Annotated in this window: 22 protein-coding genes; 12 read left to right on the forward strand and 10 right to left on the reverse strand. The window is 67.0% G+C overall.

Annotation, left to right across the window (positions count from 1 at the left end):
• Nucleotides 1–31 precede the first annotated feature (31 nt).
• The 3 genes from ASF65_RS13070 to ASF65_RS13080 are packed head-to-tail and all read right to left on the reverse strand — an operon-like array spanning nucleotide 32 to nucleotide 3,107.
• Nucleotides 32–1,378, reverse strand: a complete 1,347-nt coding sequence (locus tag ASF65_RS13070) for a DNA methyltransferase (protein ID WP_055889964.1) — start codon at nucleotides 1,376–1,378, stop codon at nucleotides 32–34.
• Nucleotides 1,375–2,634 (reverse strand): primase-helicase zinc-binding domain-containing protein, encoded by a 1,260-nt coding sequence (locus ASF65_RS13075; RefSeq protein ID WP_055889967.1) that lies wholly within the window; start codon nucleotides 2,632–2,634, stop codon nucleotides 1,375–1,377. The genes ASF65_RS13070 and ASF65_RS13075 overlap by 4 nt, the downstream gene beginning before the upstream one ends.
• The gene (locus ASF65_RS13080) at nucleotides 2,631–3,107 is read right to left on the reverse strand and encodes a hypothetical protein (protein WP_162239492.1); all 477 of its coding nucleotides are present in this window, start codon (nucleotides 3,105–3,107) and stop codon (nucleotides 2,631–2,633) included. Before ASF65_RS13080 ends, ASF65_RS13075 begins: the two co-directional genes overlap by 4 nt.
• A 137-nt stretch (nucleotides 3,108–3,244) precedes the next feature.
• Here ASF65_RS13080 and ASF65_RS20970 point away from each other — a divergent pair, with 137 nt between their 5' ends.
• The 12 genes from ASF65_RS20970 to ASF65_RS13130 all read left to right on the forward strand — a co-directional run bounded on the left by ASF65_RS20970 (nucleotide 3,245) and on the right by ASF65_RS13130 (nucleotide 11,452).
• Nucleotides 3,245–4,186, forward strand: a complete 942-nt coding sequence (locus tag ASF65_RS20970) for a S24 family peptidase (RefSeq protein ID WP_156369306.1) — start codon at nucleotides 3,245–3,247, stop codon at nucleotides 4,184–4,186.
• A gap of 89 nt (nucleotides 4,187–4,275) precedes the next feature.
• Nucleotides 4,276–4,590 (forward strand): hypothetical protein, encoded by a 315-nt coding sequence (locus ASF65_RS13085; RefSeq protein WP_156369307.1) that lies wholly within the window; start codon nucleotides 4,276–4,278, stop codon nucleotides 4,588–4,590.
• Nucleotides 4,587–4,727, forward strand: a complete 141-nt coding sequence (locus tag ASF65_RS21485) for a hypothetical protein (protein WP_156369308.1) — start codon at nucleotides 4,587–4,589, stop codon at nucleotides 4,725–4,727. The genes ASF65_RS13085 and ASF65_RS21485 overlap by 4 nt, the downstream gene beginning before the upstream one ends.
• Nucleotides 4,727–5,206, forward strand: a complete 480-nt coding sequence (locus tag ASF65_RS13090; RefSeq protein ID WP_055889973.1) for a hypothetical protein — start codon at nucleotides 4,727–4,729, stop codon at nucleotides 5,204–5,206. The genes ASF65_RS21485 and ASF65_RS13090 overlap by 1 nt, the downstream gene beginning before the upstream one ends.
• A 26-nt stretch (nucleotides 5,207–5,232) precedes the next feature.
• The gene (locus ASF65_RS13095) at nucleotides 5,233–5,574 is read left to right on the forward strand and encodes a hypothetical protein (protein WP_156369309.1); all 342 of its coding nucleotides are present in this window, start codon (nucleotides 5,233–5,235) and stop codon (nucleotides 5,572–5,574) included.
• Nucleotides 5,574–6,239: a hypothetical protein gene (locus tag ASF65_RS13100; protein ID WP_055889977.1), complete on the forward strand. Its 666-nt coding sequence runs from the start codon at nucleotides 5,574–5,576 to the stop codon at nucleotides 6,237–6,239. Before ASF65_RS13095 ends, ASF65_RS13100 begins: the two co-directional genes overlap by 1 nt.
• Before the next feature lie 22 nt (nucleotides 6,240–6,261).
• Nucleotides 6,262–7,410: a DNA polymerase III subunit beta gene (gene dnaN, locus ASF65_RS13105; RefSeq protein WP_055889979.1), complete on the forward strand. Its 1,149-nt coding sequence runs from the start codon at nucleotides 6,262–6,264 to the stop codon at nucleotides 7,408–7,410.
• A 2-nt stretch (nucleotides 7,411–7,412) separates the two neighbouring features.
• Nucleotides 7,413–7,901 (forward strand): hypothetical protein, encoded by a 489-nt coding sequence (locus tag ASF65_RS13110; RefSeq protein ID WP_055889981.1) that lies wholly within the window; start codon nucleotides 7,413–7,415, stop codon nucleotides 7,899–7,901.
• Between the two features lie 2 nt (nucleotides 7,902–7,903).
• On the forward strand, nucleotides 7,904–8,182 hold the full coding sequence (locus ASF65_RS13115) for a hypothetical protein (RefSeq protein ID WP_055889983.1): 279 nt from the start codon (nucleotides 7,904–7,906) through the stop codon (nucleotides 8,180–8,182).
• Nucleotides 8,179–10,125, forward strand: coding sequence for a DNA cytosine methyltransferase (locus ASF65_RS13120; RefSeq protein ID WP_055889985.1), 1,947 nt, complete (start codon nucleotides 8,179–8,181; stop codon nucleotides 10,123–10,125). Before ASF65_RS13115 ends, ASF65_RS13120 begins: the two co-directional genes overlap by 4 nt.
• A 92-nt stretch (nucleotides 10,126–10,217) precedes the next feature.
• A complete protein-coding gene (locus ASF65_RS22335) occupies nucleotides 10,218–10,373 on the forward strand; it encodes a hypothetical protein (RefSeq protein ID WP_348271177.1) in 156 nt (51 codons plus the stop codon).
• 8 nt (nucleotides 10,374–10,381) lie between these two features.
• Nucleotides 10,382–11,452: a tyrosine-type recombinase/integrase gene (locus ASF65_RS13130; RefSeq protein ID WP_055889989.1), complete on the forward strand. Its 1,071-nt coding sequence runs from the start codon at nucleotides 10,382–10,384 to the stop codon at nucleotides 11,450–11,452.
• Nucleotides 11,453–11,551: 99 nt separating this feature from the next.
• Here ASF65_RS13130 and ASF65_RS13135 read toward each other — a convergent pair whose 3' ends face one another.
• The 7 genes from ASF65_RS13135 to ASF65_RS13165 form a co-directional block, all read right to left on the reverse strand.
• A complete protein-coding gene (locus ASF65_RS13135; protein WP_055889990.1) occupies nucleotides 11,552–13,282 on the reverse strand; it encodes a pilus assembly protein in 1,731 nt (576 codons plus the stop codon).
• 38 nt (nucleotides 13,283–13,320) lie between these two features.
• A complete protein-coding gene (locus ASF65_RS13140) occupies nucleotides 13,321–13,860 on the reverse strand; it encodes a TadE/TadG family type IV pilus assembly protein (protein WP_162239493.1) in 540 nt (179 codons plus the stop codon).
• 8 nt (nucleotides 13,861–13,868) lie between these two features.
• Nucleotides 13,869–14,357, reverse strand: a complete 489-nt coding sequence (locus ASF65_RS13145; protein WP_162239494.1) for a TadE/TadG family type IV pilus assembly protein — start codon at nucleotides 14,355–14,357, stop codon at nucleotides 13,869–13,871.
• Nucleotides 14,358–14,535: 178 nt separating this feature from the next.
• Nucleotides 14,536–15,294: a RibD family protein gene (locus ASF65_RS13150; protein ID WP_055889998.1), complete on the reverse strand. Its 759-nt coding sequence runs from the start codon at nucleotides 15,292–15,294 to the stop codon at nucleotides 14,536–14,538.
• Nucleotides 15,291–16,769, reverse strand: coding sequence for a sulfatase-like hydrolase/transferase (locus tag ASF65_RS13155; RefSeq protein WP_156369310.1), 1,479 nt, complete (start codon nucleotides 16,767–16,769; stop codon nucleotides 15,291–15,293). Before ASF65_RS13155 ends, ASF65_RS13150 begins: the two co-directional genes overlap by 4 nt.
• Before the next feature lie 164 nt (nucleotides 16,770–16,933).
• Entirely contained in the window at nucleotides 16,934–17,710 is a 777-nt protein-coding gene (locus ASF65_RS13160; RefSeq protein ID WP_055890002.1) for an FkbM family methyltransferase, read from the reverse strand.
• On the reverse strand, nucleotides 17,707–18,492 hold the full coding sequence (locus ASF65_RS13165; protein WP_055890004.1) for a CDP-alcohol phosphatidyltransferase family protein: 786 nt from the start codon (nucleotides 18,490–18,492) through the stop codon (nucleotides 17,707–17,709). Before ASF65_RS13165 ends, ASF65_RS13160 begins: the two co-directional genes overlap by 4 nt.
• Between the last annotated feature and the right edge of the window lie 3 nt (nucleotides 18,493–18,495).

Consider the following 18,495-nt stretch of genomic DNA (forward strand, 5'->3'; position numbering starts at 1 on the left):
AGGCGCGAGGCGCCCATAGGATCGGTCGCGCCTACTCGGCAGCGTCCAGAGGATGGAAGAGGGGGCCGAGCTCGGGCTCGGATTTGATCGCCGCGATTGCGGCTCGACGGGCGTCTCGGCTACGCGGAGCCAATTCCATGCGACGGGCGATATCCGCCTGATACTCGGCCTCACGCTCGATCAGCACGGCCGAGCAGCCCTCGCGCCAGGCCGCCTCGCCGGTCGTGCCAGTGCCGGCGAACAGGTCGAGGACCGTTCCGCCCTTCGGCGTGATGAGGCGCACGAGCCACTGCATCAGATCGACCGGCTTCACGGTCGGATGCTTCGACCCGATGCGGTCGTCGGCATCCGCCTTGGCCGTGTAGAAAAAACGAGCTGCAGATCCGGCATCACCACGGGGGAGACGAGGCGCATGCTCTCCACCGAGCCGCTGCAGGATATAGCGGTCCCCGGTAGAAGGCTCAGTGCCGGTCACAGCTCCCGATTGCCCTGGGGCCGACGGAAACGCTGCGAGCACTTCCGGCGAGCCATCGTGTATCAGATTTGCAGGGAAGCGGCCTCTGCCGTCATCAAGGATCCGCCCTTGCTCGCCTAGCGGCGAATAAGCGCCGTTCTGTCCGCCGGCTCCCCTGGTCGTATCAGGCTTTGCGCCCGCAACTCGGCATCCGTCGATATTCAGCGCGCCCACGCCGTGCGCCAGCACGTTCTCGGCGATCGTTCCGTCGAGCGGCTTGCGAGCGAGACAGATCGGCTCCCATGCGGGCTTGAGAGCAGAACCCCAGCCCTGCCATTGACGAGCAGTGTCAGTCGCGGGCTGGGTAACGCTTTGCTCGCTACCCATGCGATAGTTTCGGCCCATGCTCTGAGCTTCATCGTTTCGCCCAGCCGCGGCACGGACAATCGTGCCCAGAACCTCGCGCTCGACCCCGGCAGCCTTATCAATCGCCTTCGACACATCATGCGATTTCGGGAAGCCGCTGCCGTACGTCCACGCCAGTTGGTCGCGGATCTCGAACCCGGCGTCCTCGATCGCCACCGCCATGCGGTGATAGGTCCGCGTTCCCGAGAACGCCGCGAGATGACCACCCGGCTTCAACACCCGCAGCACCTCGGCCCACAGCTCTTCGCGGAAGGCGATATCCCCGCCGTCCCATGTCTTGCCCATGAAGCCGCGTGACGACCGCGCGAACGCGCCCGTCTGCTTCGTCTTGGCCGGGGCAGCGCTTTTGCCGCCGAAGCGCTTCACGATCGACGTCAGATGATACGGCGGGTCGGTCACCACGCTGTCGATCGAGGCGTCCGGAAGCGTTTTCAGGATGTCGAGGCAATCGCCGCCATGCAGCGTCACCCGCCCGTCGAGAAACGTCGTAGCCGTCATGCCGCCTCGCTCTCGCGCGCCAGCGCCGCGCCCACGTCTGCCCAATCCCCGCCCGGCGGCGCAAACAGCGCCCGCACCGTGCGCCCCTCGCGTGCATGCCGTGCGCACCCGCGCTTCAGCGCCGCGCGCGTCATCACCACCTCGGAATCCCCATCGCCGAGCAGGACGAGCTCGCCGATCCGTTCCGGCACCGGGATCGCAGCCGAACCCATGTCCGGCTCGAACCCCGGCACGTAGACCGCCCGCGTCTGCCCGGCGGCCGTCACCTTCGTCAGATCAGGGTGCTTGATCCGGCAACCCTGCACCGCCTTGCCGGCGAGGTTCCCGAGATCGCCCGCGGCCGCATAGAACGTGTCCGCCCGAAACCCGTCGAAGCACGCGAAGCCGAGAACCGTCTCGATCCCCTCGCCCACCACCATGCGCTTGGCTTGGCTGAGGCGTCCAAGGACCGGGATCAGCCCGCCCATCTTCGACCCCCGCATCTTCTTCGAGGGCAGCGTCTCGCCGTCGACGGGCGAGCGGAGCGCAGGCCTGAACTTCGGCGCGGCCTCGAGGTCGATCCACGTCTGGTGAATGCCGATCGGCTCCCAGCGCTCGCCTGCCAAGCGGCAGAACAGCCCGAGCATCGCGGGGCCATGATGGATCGCTACCTTCTGCTCGCGCGCATCCACGGCGAAGAAGCCAAGGCGCGGATGCGTCCGTAGATACGAGCCGTCGAGGCGCGACACGTCGAGCCCGCGCGCGGCGAGATACGCCTTCGCCGACGGTCCGTCGCAGTCGTAGAAGTCGCCCTCGCGCCAGATCGTGCGGCAGCGGTCCCATTCCCGTTCGCGATAGTGGTTCTGCTCGGCCTCGCGCTCCGCGTCCTCGCGCGCGGCACGCTCCCGCTGCTCGGCGATCCGTCGCTCGGCCTCTTCGCGCCGGCGCAGCCGCTCGGCATCGTCGCCGCCATCGCGGCTTGGCCGATCCCGTCCGGTCAGCAGCTCGCAGGCGTCGAGGAAGTCGTCGCCGGTCAGGTGGCGCACCAGCTTGATCGCGTCGCCGCCTTCGGCGCCCCGGCAGTTGAAGACGTTCTTCGTCGAATTCAGCGAGAACCGATCCTTGCCGCCGCAGGACGGGCACGGCCCCACGTACTCGGCGCCCGACCCACGCAGCGTGCGCAGCGAATACCCGCACCGCTCGAATGCCTGGAGGACGGAGACAGCCCGCGCCTCGTCGACGAAGGCATCCATTTCGGGCGAGCGAGCGCCCGTCATGCTGACGCCTCGACCTTCGACCGGATCGCCTGCGCCATGCGCTCGACGTCGGCCAGTTCAGCGAGGATCGCCTGACGATCCTTCCGGCACACCGCACCATCGTCGAGCGCTGCGAACATCGCGTCCTGCAGATCGGCGAACTCGCGGGCGAGGTTGCGAATGTCGGTATGCCCGAAGACGCCTGCGGAGGCCGGACGGTCGATCGCCCGGAGCTCGTAGCCCTGCGCCGCGGCGAGCGCGCGAGCGTGCAGCGGCTCGCCCGCCACGAAGTCGAGATCGAGCGCCACATCCAGCGCGACGAAGCGCTCGTCGTGGTCCTCGTGCGGCGACGAGGCGAACGACAGCGCCGCCTCACCCACCCGCACCAGCTTCTCGCGCACCAGGGCGGCCGCACCACCCGCAGCCGTCAGCGATAGCCGTGTGGCGAGCTTCAGGCTGTTGCGCATGGTTTCAGAGGACGGACGCCGGCTCACGAGGCGGCGCTCGCGAGTGAAGCGGTGACGGCGGTGTTTACATGACAGGACGTCGCGCCAAGCCCATTATCCGACGGATGAGAGGGGAAAGGATGGGCAATGTGCGATGGCCAAGCAGTTCCATCCGGCCAGTTGGCATGAAACCAAAACAGCGCAGACTCGAATCGAGCCGTTGTGATGTCCGCGCGACCCTCAGCGATCTGGCCGATGATGGAACCGCGATTGAACACAAGTGCGGAAACGGTGCCCCTTCCTCGCCCGGTGGCTTGGCAGTAGGCGTCAGCGAGGGCGACGATTTGCTCACGAAGGGTCATGAGGTCGGACGATACGGACAAATGTCCTCATTGGCAACGGACAATTTGCCGGAGGCGTCCGAATCACGTTCGGACTATATTCCAAGCATGTCCGAGACCATCCAAGACCGCATACGCGCGCGCCTGACAGCGCTAAATCTGTCCGCGCGAGAGGCCTCTCTTCGTAGTGGAAAAGGCCCGGATCTCGTCAGAAAGATCTTAGACCGGCCGAAGGCCAACCCGAGGGGCGACTCCCTTCGCGGCCTTGCTGACGCTTTGCAGGTTTCCGAGCAATGGCTTTTGACTGGCCATGAGGAAATAAGGCACGGACAGCTGGCTCAGCTTACAAGCGTTAAGCCCGAGATTTGGCGGGACATTTCTAATAACGATGTGCCCTTACTTGGTACGGCGGCAGGCTCGAATGAAGGGTCCATGAGTATGGGCCTTGGTGTTATTGATTTCGTTTACAGACCGCCGGGCATCAAGAACGCTTCAGACGCCTTTGCAATTTATGTCACTGGTGACTCAATGTCGCCAGAACACAAACACGGCGACTTGCGCTTTGCGCATCCTCACCGCCCGATACGTCCCGGCGACACCGTTTTGGTTGAGATTAAAACCGATTCTACGTCGTGGGAGGAAAGCTACATTGGCCATTTCATTCGCCGGAACGCGACCGAAGTGGTCATCGGAAAGCTAAATCCTCCATCGGAGTTGAAGCTTCCAGCCGTCTCCGTTCAAAGGCTGCACAAGGTCCTGACAACGAACGAACTCTTTGGCCTTTGAGGCCAATGCGGACAATTTTCCGATAAGGAATTGACGCGGACTTTTGTCCGCATTACGCTGGCTCCATCCTCTTCGGATCGGAGCCCTTCATGCCTCCTACCCTTCCCCAACCCACCCGCCTGCCGACCTCCTCCCTAGGCAGGCGCGGCCCCGACGCGCGTCCCGTTTCACTCGTGCTGGCGTCGACGGGACGCGCGTCGGAACCCCGTGACGAGGCGGTCGCGAGCGTCGAGGACATCCTCCGCCGCGAACCCGACTTCGCCGCACCGGGCGAAATGGAACGCCGTCAGCACGACGAGGCGTGGCCCTCCGGCCGATCCGTCGCCGTTACGACCGGCCTCGTCGTCCTCCTGATCGCGCTGGTCGCGACCGCGACCGTCCAGATCATGCGGGTGCTCGCATGATCCGCGACATCATCCGCGAACTCTTCGCCCTCGCGGCGCTCGCCACCTTCGTGGTCGGCATCGGGTCCGTCGGCCTGCTCGTCGTCGAGCACAACGACCCCGGCACGGCCCACACGGTGACCTTGGCGGCGCGCTGATGCCCGCGTTCCGCGTCTACTTCGACGACCCCGCGGCCTCGACGCATCTCGTCCAGGCCCCGAACCCCGAGGCGGCACGCGCCGAAGCGCGGAGCCGCTTCTCCCTCCCCATCCGCAAGATCAAGCTCGACCGGGGAACCGTCGAGCCAACCCACCGCGCCCCGCGCCTGACGCGCCGCGAGTTGAAGGAAGCCGCCATGCCCTCCCTTGGAAGCCAGATCATCCAGCGCGCCGCCGCCTTTGCCGCCGAGCAGACGACGCCGATCGCGACGCGCGTCCGCCTCTCGCAGCCCGGCCCGGTCACCACGCCCGGCGCGGTGGCTCGCAAGATGGCCGACGACATGCTCGACATCGCGGCCGTGAAGGGAGGTGTGGAGGATGACGACCTCCTCCTGCGCGGCTGGACGCTCGACGCCCTGCGCCATCACAAGCAGGCCGCCCGCGAACTGGCCTACGCATCCGTCGAGCGGGCCGACTGATGCTGTCGCCGAAGGATCACCTCCCGGTGCCGGGAGACATTGGCGAGATCGCCTTCAATCTGGCGGACAACTTCGTCCGGCAGAACGGGCTCGACCTGAAGATGTCGCAGGTGCTTGCCGACCGCATCGCCCAGGCGCTGGTGCAGGAGCGCGAGGGCTGCGCCTTCGCGGCCGAATGCCATAGCGGCTTTGGCGACGAGCACACGATCGATGCGTGCGCCGCCATCATCCGGTCGCGCGGGTCGCCCGGCATGGCGTCGGACAGCATCCACGTGTCGCACGGCCGCTACCTCGAACTCCTGGTCTGCGAGGAGATGGCTGCGAAGCTGCCGCCCGAGCCGCCGAGCGCCGAAGCGGAGAAGTTCTGATGTCGGCTTGGCTCCAGACCATCACCGGTCGCGCCTTCGTCTTTGCAGAGCCCGTCGTCACGACGGAGCACCTGAAGACGGAGGTCGCGCCGATCCTCGCCAGCCTGCCACGCTTCGGCGGGCACACCTACGCCCGTTATTCGGTGGCGCAGCACTCGGCCCTCTGCGCGACGGCAGCGCTGGACCTCTACGACGACATGGAATTGGCGGCCTTCTGCCTGCTCCACGATGCACACGAGACGTGGACGGGCGACATCGTCAGCCCGATGCAGGCGGCGCTGGTCGAGGAACTGGCGCTCGGCACGCAGGTCGATCCGACGGCGGTTCAGATGGTCGCCCAGGCGCGCGCCGCGCACCTGAAACTCTGCTTCAAGTCCATTCAGAAGCGTATCGACGCGGCGGTCTTCGCCGCCGCTGGCCTCGACCCGTCACGCTACGGCGCGCACGCCGAGCGCATCAAGGACATCGACGTCCGCGCCCTGCGCACCGAGCGAGACGAACTGAAGGCCCGCCCGCCTCAGCCGTGGGATGCGCCGATCGAGACCGTCCTGCCGCTGCCCCTGCCCGGCGGCACGCTGCGGCAGATGAGCGAGGCCGACGCGCGTCGTCTCTTCCTCGACCTTCTCCACGCCCTCTGCCCCGCCCTGCAACTCGAAGCCGCCTGAAGGCCGATCAAGGACACCAACGATGGCCGTCGAGTTCTCCGTCGCCCAAGAGGTCCTGCTTCATCTCGTGACCGCAGTTCGCCGCGTCGCCGAGAAGCGCACGACGATCCCGATCCTCTCCAACGTCATGGTGACGGCGCACGCTGATGGCTCGCTCGCGGTTGAAGGGACCGATCTGGATATTTGGCTGAGGCTCGAGACAGTGCCCGGCACGGCGACCGTGGTTCACCCCGGTCAGAGCACCGTCCCGGCGAGCCTCTTGGCTGACATCCTCCGGAAGATCGGCAGGACCACGGTCACCTACGAGTCCGACGAGCGGACCGCAACGCTCTCGGCGAACCGTGCTTGGTTCAAGCTTCTGGAGCTCCCCTGTGACGACTTTCCGGTGATGGCCGGGGTCGATTTGGGCACAGCGACCCGCTTCAATCTGCTGCCGAAGCAGCTGCAGCGCATTTCGTCTGAAGTCGGCTTTGCGATCTCGACGGAAGAGACGCGCTACTACCTCAATGGCGTCTACCTTCACGGACTAGCGAAGGAAGGGGAGGACGCCGTTCCGCTTTGCGCCGTCGCGACGGACGGGCATCGGATGTCGCGCTTGGTCCAGGACGTCGACGCCGACTTGTCCGAGATGATCGGCATCATCGTTCCGCGCAAGACCGTCGGCTTGTTCAAGGAAATGGCTGGCTGGTGTCCGGACGGCGAAGCGATCGAAGTCGAATGCGACGCGACCAAGATCGGCTTTCGTGCCGGCGGCTTTCATCTTGTGTCGAAACTGATCGACGGCACGTTCCCGGACTACAGCCGCGTCATCCCAAGCGGGAACCCCAACACGGTTGACGTTCGGCCCGAGATCCTCGCCGGCGCCGTTGACCGCGTCTCGACCGTTTCAAGCGAGCGCGGCCGCGCCGTGAAGTTGGAGATAGAGGGCGACACGATGGCCTTATCCGTCACTTCGCCCGATGCCGGCGAGGCGCGAGAGGACATCACTGTTGCGCCCCACGAGCCCTTCGAACTGACGATCGGCTTCAATTCGGCCTACATCGCCGCCGTCCTCGCAACCTTCGAAGCAGAGCACCTCCGCTTCGCCCTCGGCGACCCCGGCGCCGCAGCGCTGATCACCGATCCCACCGATGACGCCCGCCTCGTCGTCCTGATGCCGATGAGGGTGTGACGATGGTCGCACGCCTCACCGAGCGCCAGCGCGCCGAGCAGGTCGTCTTCATCGACCAGTGGATCCACGTCGTGGAAGCGGGCGCGACTGACCAGGCGGACCCCGAGGTCAAGGCGACGATCGCGCGCCTTGAGGAAGCGCGCCGGGACACGATCGCCGGGCTGCTCTGGCAGGAACAGGAGAAGCTGTCGCGCCGCGTCTTGCGAGCGGACATCGCCGCCTTCGACCCCGTGCGACGCATGGGCGGGCCGGTCGCGGCGTTCGGCTTGGCGCTCTACTGCGTGCTCCGCCGGCTGACCGTGGCGGGCTATCTTGACATCGGCGACGGTTCGCCGCTCGACGAGGCGACCACCACGATCCTCGCGGCGCTGGAAGACTACGCCGCCGAGCCCGGCGCGATGGACATCGCCGAGCGCGACGCCGCCGCCATCGTCGCCGCACTGCGGGCCGAGGGATACCTGCGCGACCTCCCCGAGTTTGAGGTCGCCTGATCATGGCGCGCCCCGAGCAGATCCCACTTTTCGACTTGGGCCCCGACCCGGTCACTGCGCAGATCCGCTCGGATTTGGCCAAGCTCGAAGCCGCGCGCCCGTGGGGCATGCCCCGCTTCAAGAACGACTGGCGCACACCGGCCGCGCGCATCTCCGGCCAGAACGCCGCCATCCTCCGCCTGCACGGCTTCGCCCGCACCGACTACGAGCCGCGCACCCCCGCCCTGAAAATTACCCCTGCCGGTCGCCGCATCGTGGCCGCGATGGAGAGCACGCGATGAACGCGCACCCCTTCGGCCTCACGCGCCCGATGATCGTCGATAGCTTCGCCGGCGGCGGCGGGGCCTCGACCGGCATCGAGATGGCGCTCGGCCGCTCGCCCGATGTCGCGATCAACCACTCGGCAGACGCGCTCGCCATGCACGCGGTCAACCATCCCGACACGGTCCACCTCGACTCGAACATCTGGGACGTGTCGCCGCTCGAGGTGACGAAGGGTCGCCGGCTCGGCTTGTTCTGGGCGTCGCCCGACTGCAAGCACTTCTCGAAGGCCAAGGGCGGCAAGCCCATGGACCGGAACATCCGCGATCTCGCCTGGGTCGTAGTGCGCTGGGCCGAGGAGGCGAAGCCCGACGTCATCATCCTCGAAAACGTCGAGGAGTTCCGAACCTGGGGACCCCTCTACGAGGACGGCAGGCCGATCGTCGAGCTGCGGGGCCACACCTTCGAGGAATGGCTGCGCCGTCTGAAGCGCGCGGGCTACAAAACCGAGTGGCGCGAGCTGCGCGCCTGCGACTACGGCGCGCCGACGATCCGCAAGCGCTTCTTCATGATCGCTCGCCGCGATGGTCTGCCGATCATCTGGCCGAAGCGCACGCACGGCGACCCGAAGAAGGCCGAGGACGCGAAGCTGATCGCCAAGGGCAAGTTGAAGCCGTGGCGCACGGCCGCCGAGATCATCGACTGGTCGCTGCCGTGCCCGTCGATCTTCGACACCTCGGCCGAGATCATGGCGCGTCACGGCGTCCGCGCGGTGCGCCCGCTTGCCGACGCCACCATGCGCCGCATCGCCCGCGGCGTCGTTCGCTACGTGCTGGAGGCACCCAAGCCCTTCGTCATGAAGTATCAAACCGGCTCGACCGGCCATGCGATCGACGAGCCGCTCGCGACGGTGACGGCCAACAGCTACGTGAAGCGCCCCGGCGGCGCGGCCCCACTCGGCGTCGTCGTGCCGTCCGTGGTCGGACTGGCGCATGGCTTCTCCGGCGGTCGCCGCGAATATGGAATCGAGGAACCGCTCGGTACCATCCACGCCGGCGGGAACAACCATGCGCTACTCGCCCCCGTCATCACGGCCGCGCAGCAGGGCGGGTCCGTTCGTTCGGCCGACGCACCGATCCACACCATCACCGCCAGCCCGAAGGATCAAAACGCCGTCATCGCTGCGACCATGGTGCAGACCGGGTACGGGGAGCGCGAGGGGCAGGCGCCGCGCTGTCTCGACATTGACGCGCCGATCGGGACGCAGGTCGGCGGTGCGGCCAAGCACGCCGTCGTCGCAGCCAGTCTGTCGCGCTTCACCCAGAACGGCGTCGGCTCGGCGATGGACGAGCCTGTCGACACGGTCATGGCCGGCGCTCCGAAGTTCGGCGTCGTCTCGGCCTTCCTCGCACAGCACAACAACGACAGCCGGCGGATCGGCGGCGTGAACCCCGGCCGCGAGGCGACTGAGCCGCTGGCGACCGTCACTGCGACGGGCGCGCAGCAGGCGGTGATTGCCGCCCACATGATGCGCCAGTTCGGAACGAGCATCGGCCACGACCTGGACGAGCCGGCCCGCACCGACACGGCGACGGTCAACAAGTCCGCCCTGATTTCAGGCTTCCTGACGAAGTACTACGGCACCGGCGACGGGGCGGCAGTGGACGCCCCGCTGCACACCGACACGACGAAGGACCGCTTCGGACTCGTCACCGTGGACATCGACGGTGAGCCCCACGCGATCGCAGACATTGGCATGCGCATGCTGACGCCCCGCGAGCGCTTCCGCGCGCAGGGCTTCCCCGACGGCTACATCATTGACCGCCGCCCGGACGGCTCCCCGATCTCGGCAACGATACAGGGCTCGTGCTGCGGCAACTCGGTCTGCCCGCCGCTCGCCGCGGCGTTGGTGGCAGCGAACTGCGGGCATCTGGCCGCGCAGGTCATGGAGGCTGCAGAGTGAGGACGCATGTAGATCTTCCGTGGGCTCCACTCGGCTTATCCCGCGACGAAGCCGCCCGCCACATCGGCGTCGGTGTGACGAAGTTCGATGAGATGGTGGCCGATGGCGCCATGCCGAAGCCGAAGCTGATTGGGCGCCGGCGCATCTGGAATCGCCTGTCGATCGAGGCCGCGTTCTGCGACCTGCCGGAAGAAGGCGGCGCGAACGAGATCGACGCCCTATTGGCGCGGAGCCGTCGCTCGGCATAGGGTCGGGCATGGACCTAGAGCGCCCTTTCCTATCGAGCTACACCGACAGCCGCGGCAAGCTCCGCTGGCGCTTTCGTCGCGAGGGCAAGACGATCTCGCTGCGCGGCAAGCCGGGCGAGCCGGAGTTCGAGGCGCGCTATCGCGCAGCACTTCATGGCAACGATCCGAAGCTGGCGGTCGTCACCCCCCTGCCCGGTGCAGCTCGCCCGAAGTCGTTCGGCGCCGCGTGGCGACTGGTGAAGACGTCGCCAGAGTGGAAGGCGTTCAGTGCGGCCACGCACTCCAAGAACACCCACCTCTCCGAGATGTTTCTCACCTCGCGCGTCGTGCCCGACGCCGAGGTGTTGTGGCGCGACGTTCTGGTCTCCGATTTCAAGCGCCGGCACGCGAAGATCATCCTGTCGGAGCATGCCGCCACGCCGCACAAGGCGAAGCACATGCTGACGGCGATCCGCCGGCTGATTGTGGCGGCGATGGACGAGGAATGGATCGAGTCCGACCCGACGTTCAAGCTGAAGTGGGTGCCAAGCTACAAGGGCTGGCGCGCCTGGACCGATGAAGAACTGAAGAAGTACGAGGCGCGCTGGCCGATCGGCTCGACGCCGCGCCTGGTCTATGCGCTCGGCCTGTGGCTGGGCCATCGCCGCTCGGATCTCGTCCGCCTGAAATGGTCGGACGTGAAGAAGGAGACGGTCGAGATCGAGCAGACGGCGAAGACCGAGCGCAAGGTCGTCCTGCCGATCACGCCGATGCTGCGCGAGGTCCTCGACGCCACCGAGCGACGCGGCGAGACGATCCTCTTCACGCGCTACGGAAAGCCGTTCTCCGACAAGGCGCTCGGCGAGCGCATGCAGGTCTGGACGAAGGCCGCGGGATGCGAACCCGGCTGCACCTTGCACGGCCTGCGCAAAACTCTCGGCCGCATCCTCGCCGAGAGCGGTGCCTCGACGCGCCAGCTGATGGAAGTCCTCGGCCACGACGACATCGAACACGCCGAGTTGTATTCCCGCGATGCCGAGCGGTCGCGCCTGGCGCGCGATGGCATGGCCCATGTCGTGCGCCTTCGGCAGAAGAGTTAGCCCCGGATCGACGAACAGAGGCGGAACCGGCCTGGCTAACGCGACCTGTTAATCGGCTGATTTTGTTCCATCTTGGCTGTCCTGCCGGGCCCACCCGGCTCAGCGCGAGATGCGCAGCGCCGAAATCTCGTCGGTGATGGCCGAGAAGGCGAGCAAGAGGTCGTTCGAGTTCTTCGCGTCGTAGTAGAGCTTGTTGCTCTTTCCGTCGATGCCGTTCGAGGCGCAGTTGCGCAGGCGGTCCTTGATCGGGCTGCCGTCCTTCAGGTCGAAGGCGATCGCGAAGATCACGATCCCGTCGCCACCCTCGTCGTTCGTGCCGTCCTTCTTGATGTTCTCGCAGGTGATGCTCATCGTCTCGTTCATCGCCGCCGTGATGTTGGCGATGGCGGGCTTGGCCGTCGTCGTCTTGGTCGCGTCGAACATGCGGCCGTTGACCAGCTTTGCGGTTCCCTTGCTCGTATCGAGATACTGGCCGAAGCCATAGGTGCCGAACTGCGACCGGTTGGCGCTCGACAGTTCGATCTGCTCGCCCGACGTGTAGGCGGCGTTGTAGGTGTTCTCGCCGTCCGTCATCAGCACGATGACCTTCAGGTTTTCCTTCGTGTTGCGCGCTCGCCCTTCGACGAAAGGCTGGCCACTTGTGAGCGTGCGCCAACCCCATGCCAGACCCTCGGCGATGTTGGTACCGCCCTTGGCTATCATTCCGGTCACGGCGTTCAGTGCCGTAGACTGCGACGCGGTCAGGGGCGTCAACGCCGCGGTGGTGCAGCCGTTGTTGGGTCCCTTGCTGGTATCGAAGTTGGCGGAAGCGAAGACATCGAAGTAGCGGTTCACGTTCCGCTGCTGCTTCAGCGACGCGATGTCATCGGACCCGCCGGCGATGGGAAGGTAGTCGTTCTTCACCGAGGATAGCGATCCACCCCAATTGTATTCGGACGGAGACAAAAACGGGACGAAGAACGTGTCGGGCTTCGTCAGCGTCGGAGCGTCATCGGTGACGGCGTAGCCCGAGGGTCGTGACTGGACGCAGCCTCCCCATCTCCAATTGGAATTTCGCAGACCGAGCGCAGTGAAGACGGCAAATTTCGAATGGACGACGGGAAGCGTTGCTCCCCCCCAATCGAAATCGTCATTGTTCGAGGAACTCAAGCCGCCGGTATCCATCCAGGACGCCGTGGCATTGTTCGTGCCCACGTTCACCGACGCGGCGAACGGCACGACCGAGATACGCACCGGATCCGTCGAATTGGCTTGCGGATAGGCCGACAGCATCTGCTTGACGAGCTTCTGGGACGCATCCTTCAGGGTCGTGATCTTGGGCGTGGTGCCGCCCACAGGAGGATTCTGCATCGATCCGGAATTGTCGAGCACAAGGGCCAGCTCGACCGTGCGGTTGGCGACGATCACCTCGCTGGCGACCGAAAGGTGCCAGGTCTCGAGGTCGACCTTTCCGCCGGTCACGGCCTTCACCGCCTTGCCGAAGAAGGTCGGCACGTCGCGCGTCGCCGACACGCGCACCACGTTGTTGCCCTCGACGCGCGTCACGCCCTCGTAGGTGAAGCGCGTGTCCTTGTCGTCTTTGCCCTCGTTGGCGAAGAAGAGCGACTTGGCCCATTTCTCCAGCTGAACCGGATCCTGGGTCTTGCCGAACTGCTTGGCAGCGCCGAGCGCCGCAGCGTCCGAGGAGCTCTGGAGGCTCCATTTCGCCTCCTCCACCTGGGACGTATCGACGGTCATGCCGGTGACCACCACGATGACCGGCAGGGTCAGTGCGAAGATCATCGCCACATTGCCGGAGGTGGCGCGTGCGAAAGAGCCTATGATGCTCACGGCATGTCCTCGTGCGGGATGGCGGGGCTGTCGCGCGGTCACTTCCAAGCAACCTCGGCGCCCTTCCGAGGCCGGAAGCTGAAGGTGCGATCGAACTTCATCGCCTTGAACATGCCTCCGAAATCGAAGGTCGGGGCGAAGCGGTACTCGACCCTCGTCACGACGAAGTAGGTGTCCGCCAGCCCGGCCAGATCGTCGGCAAGCTGGAACGGCGTTCCGGCCGCGACCCCGGCCGCCGTGCCGACGCGCTGCCAGTCCACGGTCGCCTTGCCGTTGGCATCCGTCCTCACCGTGGTGATCGTGATCTTCGGATCATCACCCTCGACGTCGCCGGCGATGCCGTCGAAAACGAGGAGGACGTTTCTCAATCGCGTCATGTCCATTTCTGGCGAGCGCGCGACGATCCCCGCCACGGCCTCGGCCGCGCTTTCGACCTTCCGCTTGGTCATGATCAGGTGGGAGGCCTCGAAGGTGCCGAGGTAGAGCACCAGCATCACCGGCAGGATGATCGCAAACTCGACGGCCGCAGTCGCGGACCGGTCGTGCAGCAGTCGCATCAGGCGAGTTCGACCCGTCATCGGGCGCCTCAGCAGCTGGCTTTGGACGAGACGGCCCCGCCGAACGGCTCGTTCATGAAGGCGGCCATGGCCCCGAGGATCAGGTTCCCCTTGGTCTTTTCGGTCAGCTGGTTGAGGACCGACGTGGTCCAGGGCCATTCGTAGTAGGCGCGGATCACGGTGATCGTATCCTGTCGGCCCGGGTCGAAACAGAATGTCGAGTCGTCGATGGAGCCGTCCCGCAGGGAGACCGATCCGGAGAAGGGCGTGCCGGCCGGATAGGTGCGCATGTCCAGCGAGAGGCGGTCGCAGGACATCAGCATGTCGATGTTGCCGCAGATCAGCTTGCGGAAACCGTCCGCATCAATGTCGGATTTCTGCACGGCACCCGTCAGGACTTGTCGGGCCGCCGAGCCCACCGCATTGTTCAGCATCACCCCGGCGGTGGTCGCCAAAGCCGTTTCGATCATCGCCATGAGAAGAAAGAAGAACGGAAACGCGATCAGCGCGAACTCCACGGCCGCATTTCCTCGCGTGTCGCGGCGGAAACCGCCGAACACCCCGCGTCTGCTTCCCGAGGACCTGATCAACCGCGATATCATGCGGAGGAGTTGTGGGCTTTCAGGTTCTAACGGGACCTTAAACCGTTTGGTCGGAATTGGTGAGTTCGCGAATAATTGTCAGGCAGCAGTACTTTCAGTCCCGATCGAACGCGCAGTCGAAAAGCGTGTCGCTGCCGAGATCGAAGACGCGCGTCTGCGCGCGAAGCGCCTCCGAGAGCCGGGAGATCGGCGCCAGCGACAAGCCCGGCGCGCCCGACCCGATGATGATCGGCGCCACGCAGACATGCAGCCGGTCGACCACCCCCGCCTCGAGAAAATGACGAATGGTCGCGGCCCCGCCTTCCACCAGAATGTGGTGCAGGCCCCGATCGCCGAGCGCATCGAGAAGCGCCACCGGACAGAGGCGGCCGTCGCCGGCACGCGGCAGACAGATCGTCTCGTGAGATGCCGGCGCCGCGCAGCCCTCCCCGCGCACGAGGATCGTCCGGCTTTCCGGCGAGAGGCAGCGGGCGTCGGGCGGAATGCGGGCGCTCGGATCGATCACCACGCGCACCGGTGAAGGCCCCGCGACCTCGCGCACCGTGAGGCGCGGATCGTCGGCCACGACGCAGCCGGCTCCGACCACGACCGCGTCGGCGAGCGCCCGCAGGCGGTGCAGATGGGCGAAGCCGTCCGGCCCCGAGATCGGCGCGGCGTCTCCGTCCACCGTGGCGACGCGGCCGTCGAGGCTCTGCCCCACCTGAGCCAGCACGAACGGCTTGCCGCGCCGACGCGCCAGCGGCTCGTAGATCGACCAGGCCGGGTCATCGGCGGCGCCCCCATCCTCTTCCCGGCCTTCGCGCAATGCGAGTAGCGCCGCCCAGACGTCGCCGGACACGTCGACAGACCTCATGTCGCGTGGTCCCCGCCGCTCATGGCGCGCACGAAACGCTCGCGGAAATCCTTCATCGGCAAACTCGACGTGTCCGGCGCCGGCACCATGCCGGGGACGAGCCCCCAGCCGTCGAGGCGCTGCAGGATGCGCGGGTCGGACGACAGGATGTGCAGCGGCACGTCGCGCGTCGCGTCGGGTCCGGTCACGAGTTCGGCCGGCTGGTGATCGCCGACGACGATGACGACGGCATCGCGCGCAAACCGGTCCACGAAGGCGCCGACGGCCTCCATCGCGTAGTCGATCGACAGGCCGTAGTTCTCGCGCACCCGCTGCGAATCGCGCCACAGGACCTCGGGCGCCACGCCGCCCGTCGCCTGCGCGTCGAACACCTGCCCGTCGCCGATCGCCTCCCACGGCACCATCGCCGGGATCGGCGTCCAGGGCGCATGGCTGGAGATGAGTGCCGTCTGCAGCATCACCGGCTGGTTCGTGCGCTGGAGGATCTGGCCGATCCGCAGCAGCGTGAACTGATCGGGCATCGTGACCCAGTTGAACGGCAGGCCGCGATAATCGAGGTCTTTCGCGGCGAGCACCTCGTCGTAGCCGAACCAGCCGGCCTCCGGCCAAGGCATCGTGATGGCCGGCATCACCGCGACCGTCCGCCACCCCGCGCCCCGAAACAGCGCGTTGAGGCTGTCATGGTCGCTCTGGAGCAGGCTTTCGTAGCGCGTCTGGTTGTCGATCGTGAGGCCGGACAGCATAGTCCCGTGGGCGAGCCAGCTCTGTCCACCGGCCACCGGAGAGCGCAGCCAGCCGCTGCGCGCCGATACGCCGACGCGCGCGAGATCGGCCTCGACCGCGCCGAGGCGCGCCAGCGTACGCGGCGCGAACAAGGGATTCTCGATCGCGCTGCGGCCATAGGATTCGACGAACACCAGAAGGACGTCGTGCCCGTCGAGCGCCGCCAGCAATCGGTCGGGCGGCGCCTCGCGCAAGGGGTCGGTCGCCACCTCGCGCGCGAAGGCAGCCTGCGCCGCGTAGGACTGCCGGGCGGCGGCGAGCTTCTCGCCCGCGTAAGCCGAGAGAGCGGCGGACACCGGCAGCGTGTTCGCCGGCATGAAGGCGAGCGCGATCGTCGCCAGTGCGCCGCCCGCCAGCATCGCGGTTCCGAGCCGCGCACGCATGCGCCGCGCCAGCCGCCGTACACCGGAGAGGCCGTAGGCGAGGACGAGGACGAGGCAGAGGAACAGGACGACGGCCGATCCCAGGGCGGCGAAGGCCGCGCCGTTGCCGATCGTTCCCGACAGTAGGTGCCAGCCCGCCACGAGGATCGAGCGATCGACCACCGGATCGAACGGGCGCGAGAAGGCGGCGAGCGTGCCCCAGTCGGCCAGCTTCAGGACGGTGCTGGAGGCTGCAAACGCCAGCACCAGCGCAGCCAGAAGGCCGAAGCCGCGGCCGCGCACGAGCGCGAGCGCTCCGACGATCCACAACCATTCGACGGGAAACCTAAGATCGCCGACCGGTCCCAACCGAGGCGGAAGGGCGCAGACGACGAGAAGGAGGCCAAGGCCGAAACCGACCCGCAGCCCTGTGCGCAGGCGCCCCTTCCCAGGCTCGAACGCCGCGTCCCCCACATTTCGCCGATCGTTCCGTTTCAAGCCGCGCTCTCCGCGAGGCGGGCGTAGACGTCGCCCGAGCGGCGATTGCGGGCGGCTTCCTCCGTCAGACGCGCGCCGAACGCTTCGACCGGCATCCACGAAGGCAGTCGGAAGTGCGCGTCCTCGCCGATCACGAGGTTGAACTCGTAGCGGCCGAGCGAGGCCAGCCGATCAATGCACTGGGCGGCAAGGTCCAGCGTCGCGGGCGTGTATTCGAAAGCGATGCAGCGCAGCGGTCGCGACAGGCCGGCGAGCACCTCGGCCTCGTGGCCCTCGACGTCGATCTTGCAGAAGGCGGGCTCGCCATACTCCTCGATCAGATGGTCGAGCGTCGTCACCTCGACCGAGACGCGGCCATCCCACTCGACATGCCGAAACCCGTCGTCCGTCGCCACGCGGTCGCGCCAGTCGTTGGAGAGCGTCGAAACCGTCGGGTGATAGGCCGAGACCGCGAGCGTCGCATGGCCCGGCTCGCGGCCGACCGCGCGGCGGTCGAGCCGGATCCGCGCCGGGTCGAGGCGGCGGGCGAGATAGTCGCCGAACAGGGGCTGCGGCTCGAAGGCGACGACCTGCGCCCCGGCGCGCGCCAGCGCGAGGGCGCGGCTGCCGACATGGGCGCCGATGTCGAAGGCGAGGTCGCCCGGACGGATCAGCGCGGACAGGAACCGGTCGATCCCGCGCCGACGCCAGGGCTGGCCGTTGTAGACGACGATCGAGCGCCACAGGCCGAGGGTCGCGGGATCGACGCCCGCCCGCTGGAGAAGCCGCCTCATGCCGGGCGGCTCAGGAGCGCGCGGATGTCGATCGCGAACGACCAGGTGAGAAGGCCGAGCGCCAGAACCGCCAATGCGTCCGAAACGGGCGACGACACGGGCGGTAGAAGGGCGACGCAGAGGAGCCCGATCTGGAGAACGCAGACGGTCTTGCGCCGCATCGAAGGAGCCAGCGGCCGGGCGAGCCTCGGGTCGAGAGCCGCCCATCCGAGAAACGCGTACCGCATCAGCCCGATCGCCAGCACGTAAACACCCGCCTTGTCGCAGGCGAGCGCCAGAACGCACAGGATCAGGATCAGAAAGGCGTCGACCTCCATGTCGAACCGTTCGCCGAACGGCGAGGCGAGCCCGGACCGGCGCGCCAGGAACCCGTCGATGCCGTCGAGCGCCAGCGCGAAGAGCGCCGACCCGACGAGCAGCCACTGCAGGGCGCTGTCGGTCGCGGTCAACCGCCCGTATTCCCAGGCGCAGGCGCCGATCACGGCCGCCATGCCGCCGCGAGCCGTGGTCACGATGTTGGCGGGACCGAAGCGGGCGTGCCGATGGTCGTCGAGGCGCCAGACCACGAAACCGGCCGTCGGCAGGAACAGCGCCAGCGACAGCGGCAGCGTCTGCCAGCCGAGCCCCGCATGCGAGACGAGAAGGCTGGCGGCGACGGTCAGGAGAAGCGCGGTCGCGGCGAGCGTCGTGCAGGCGCCCGGCAGGCTCGGCACGTCGGCGCGTGTCGCAGCGGGAAAGCGCGCTCCGGCCCGTGCCGGAAGATGGATCGGGTCGAAGCGCATGCG

Origin of the sequence: Aureimonas sp. Leaf324, from assembly GCF_001423245.1 — a bacterium.
In the GTDB taxonomy this organism is placed as follows: Bacteria; Pseudomonadota; Alphaproteobacteria; order Rhizobiales; family Rhizobiaceae; genus Aureimonas.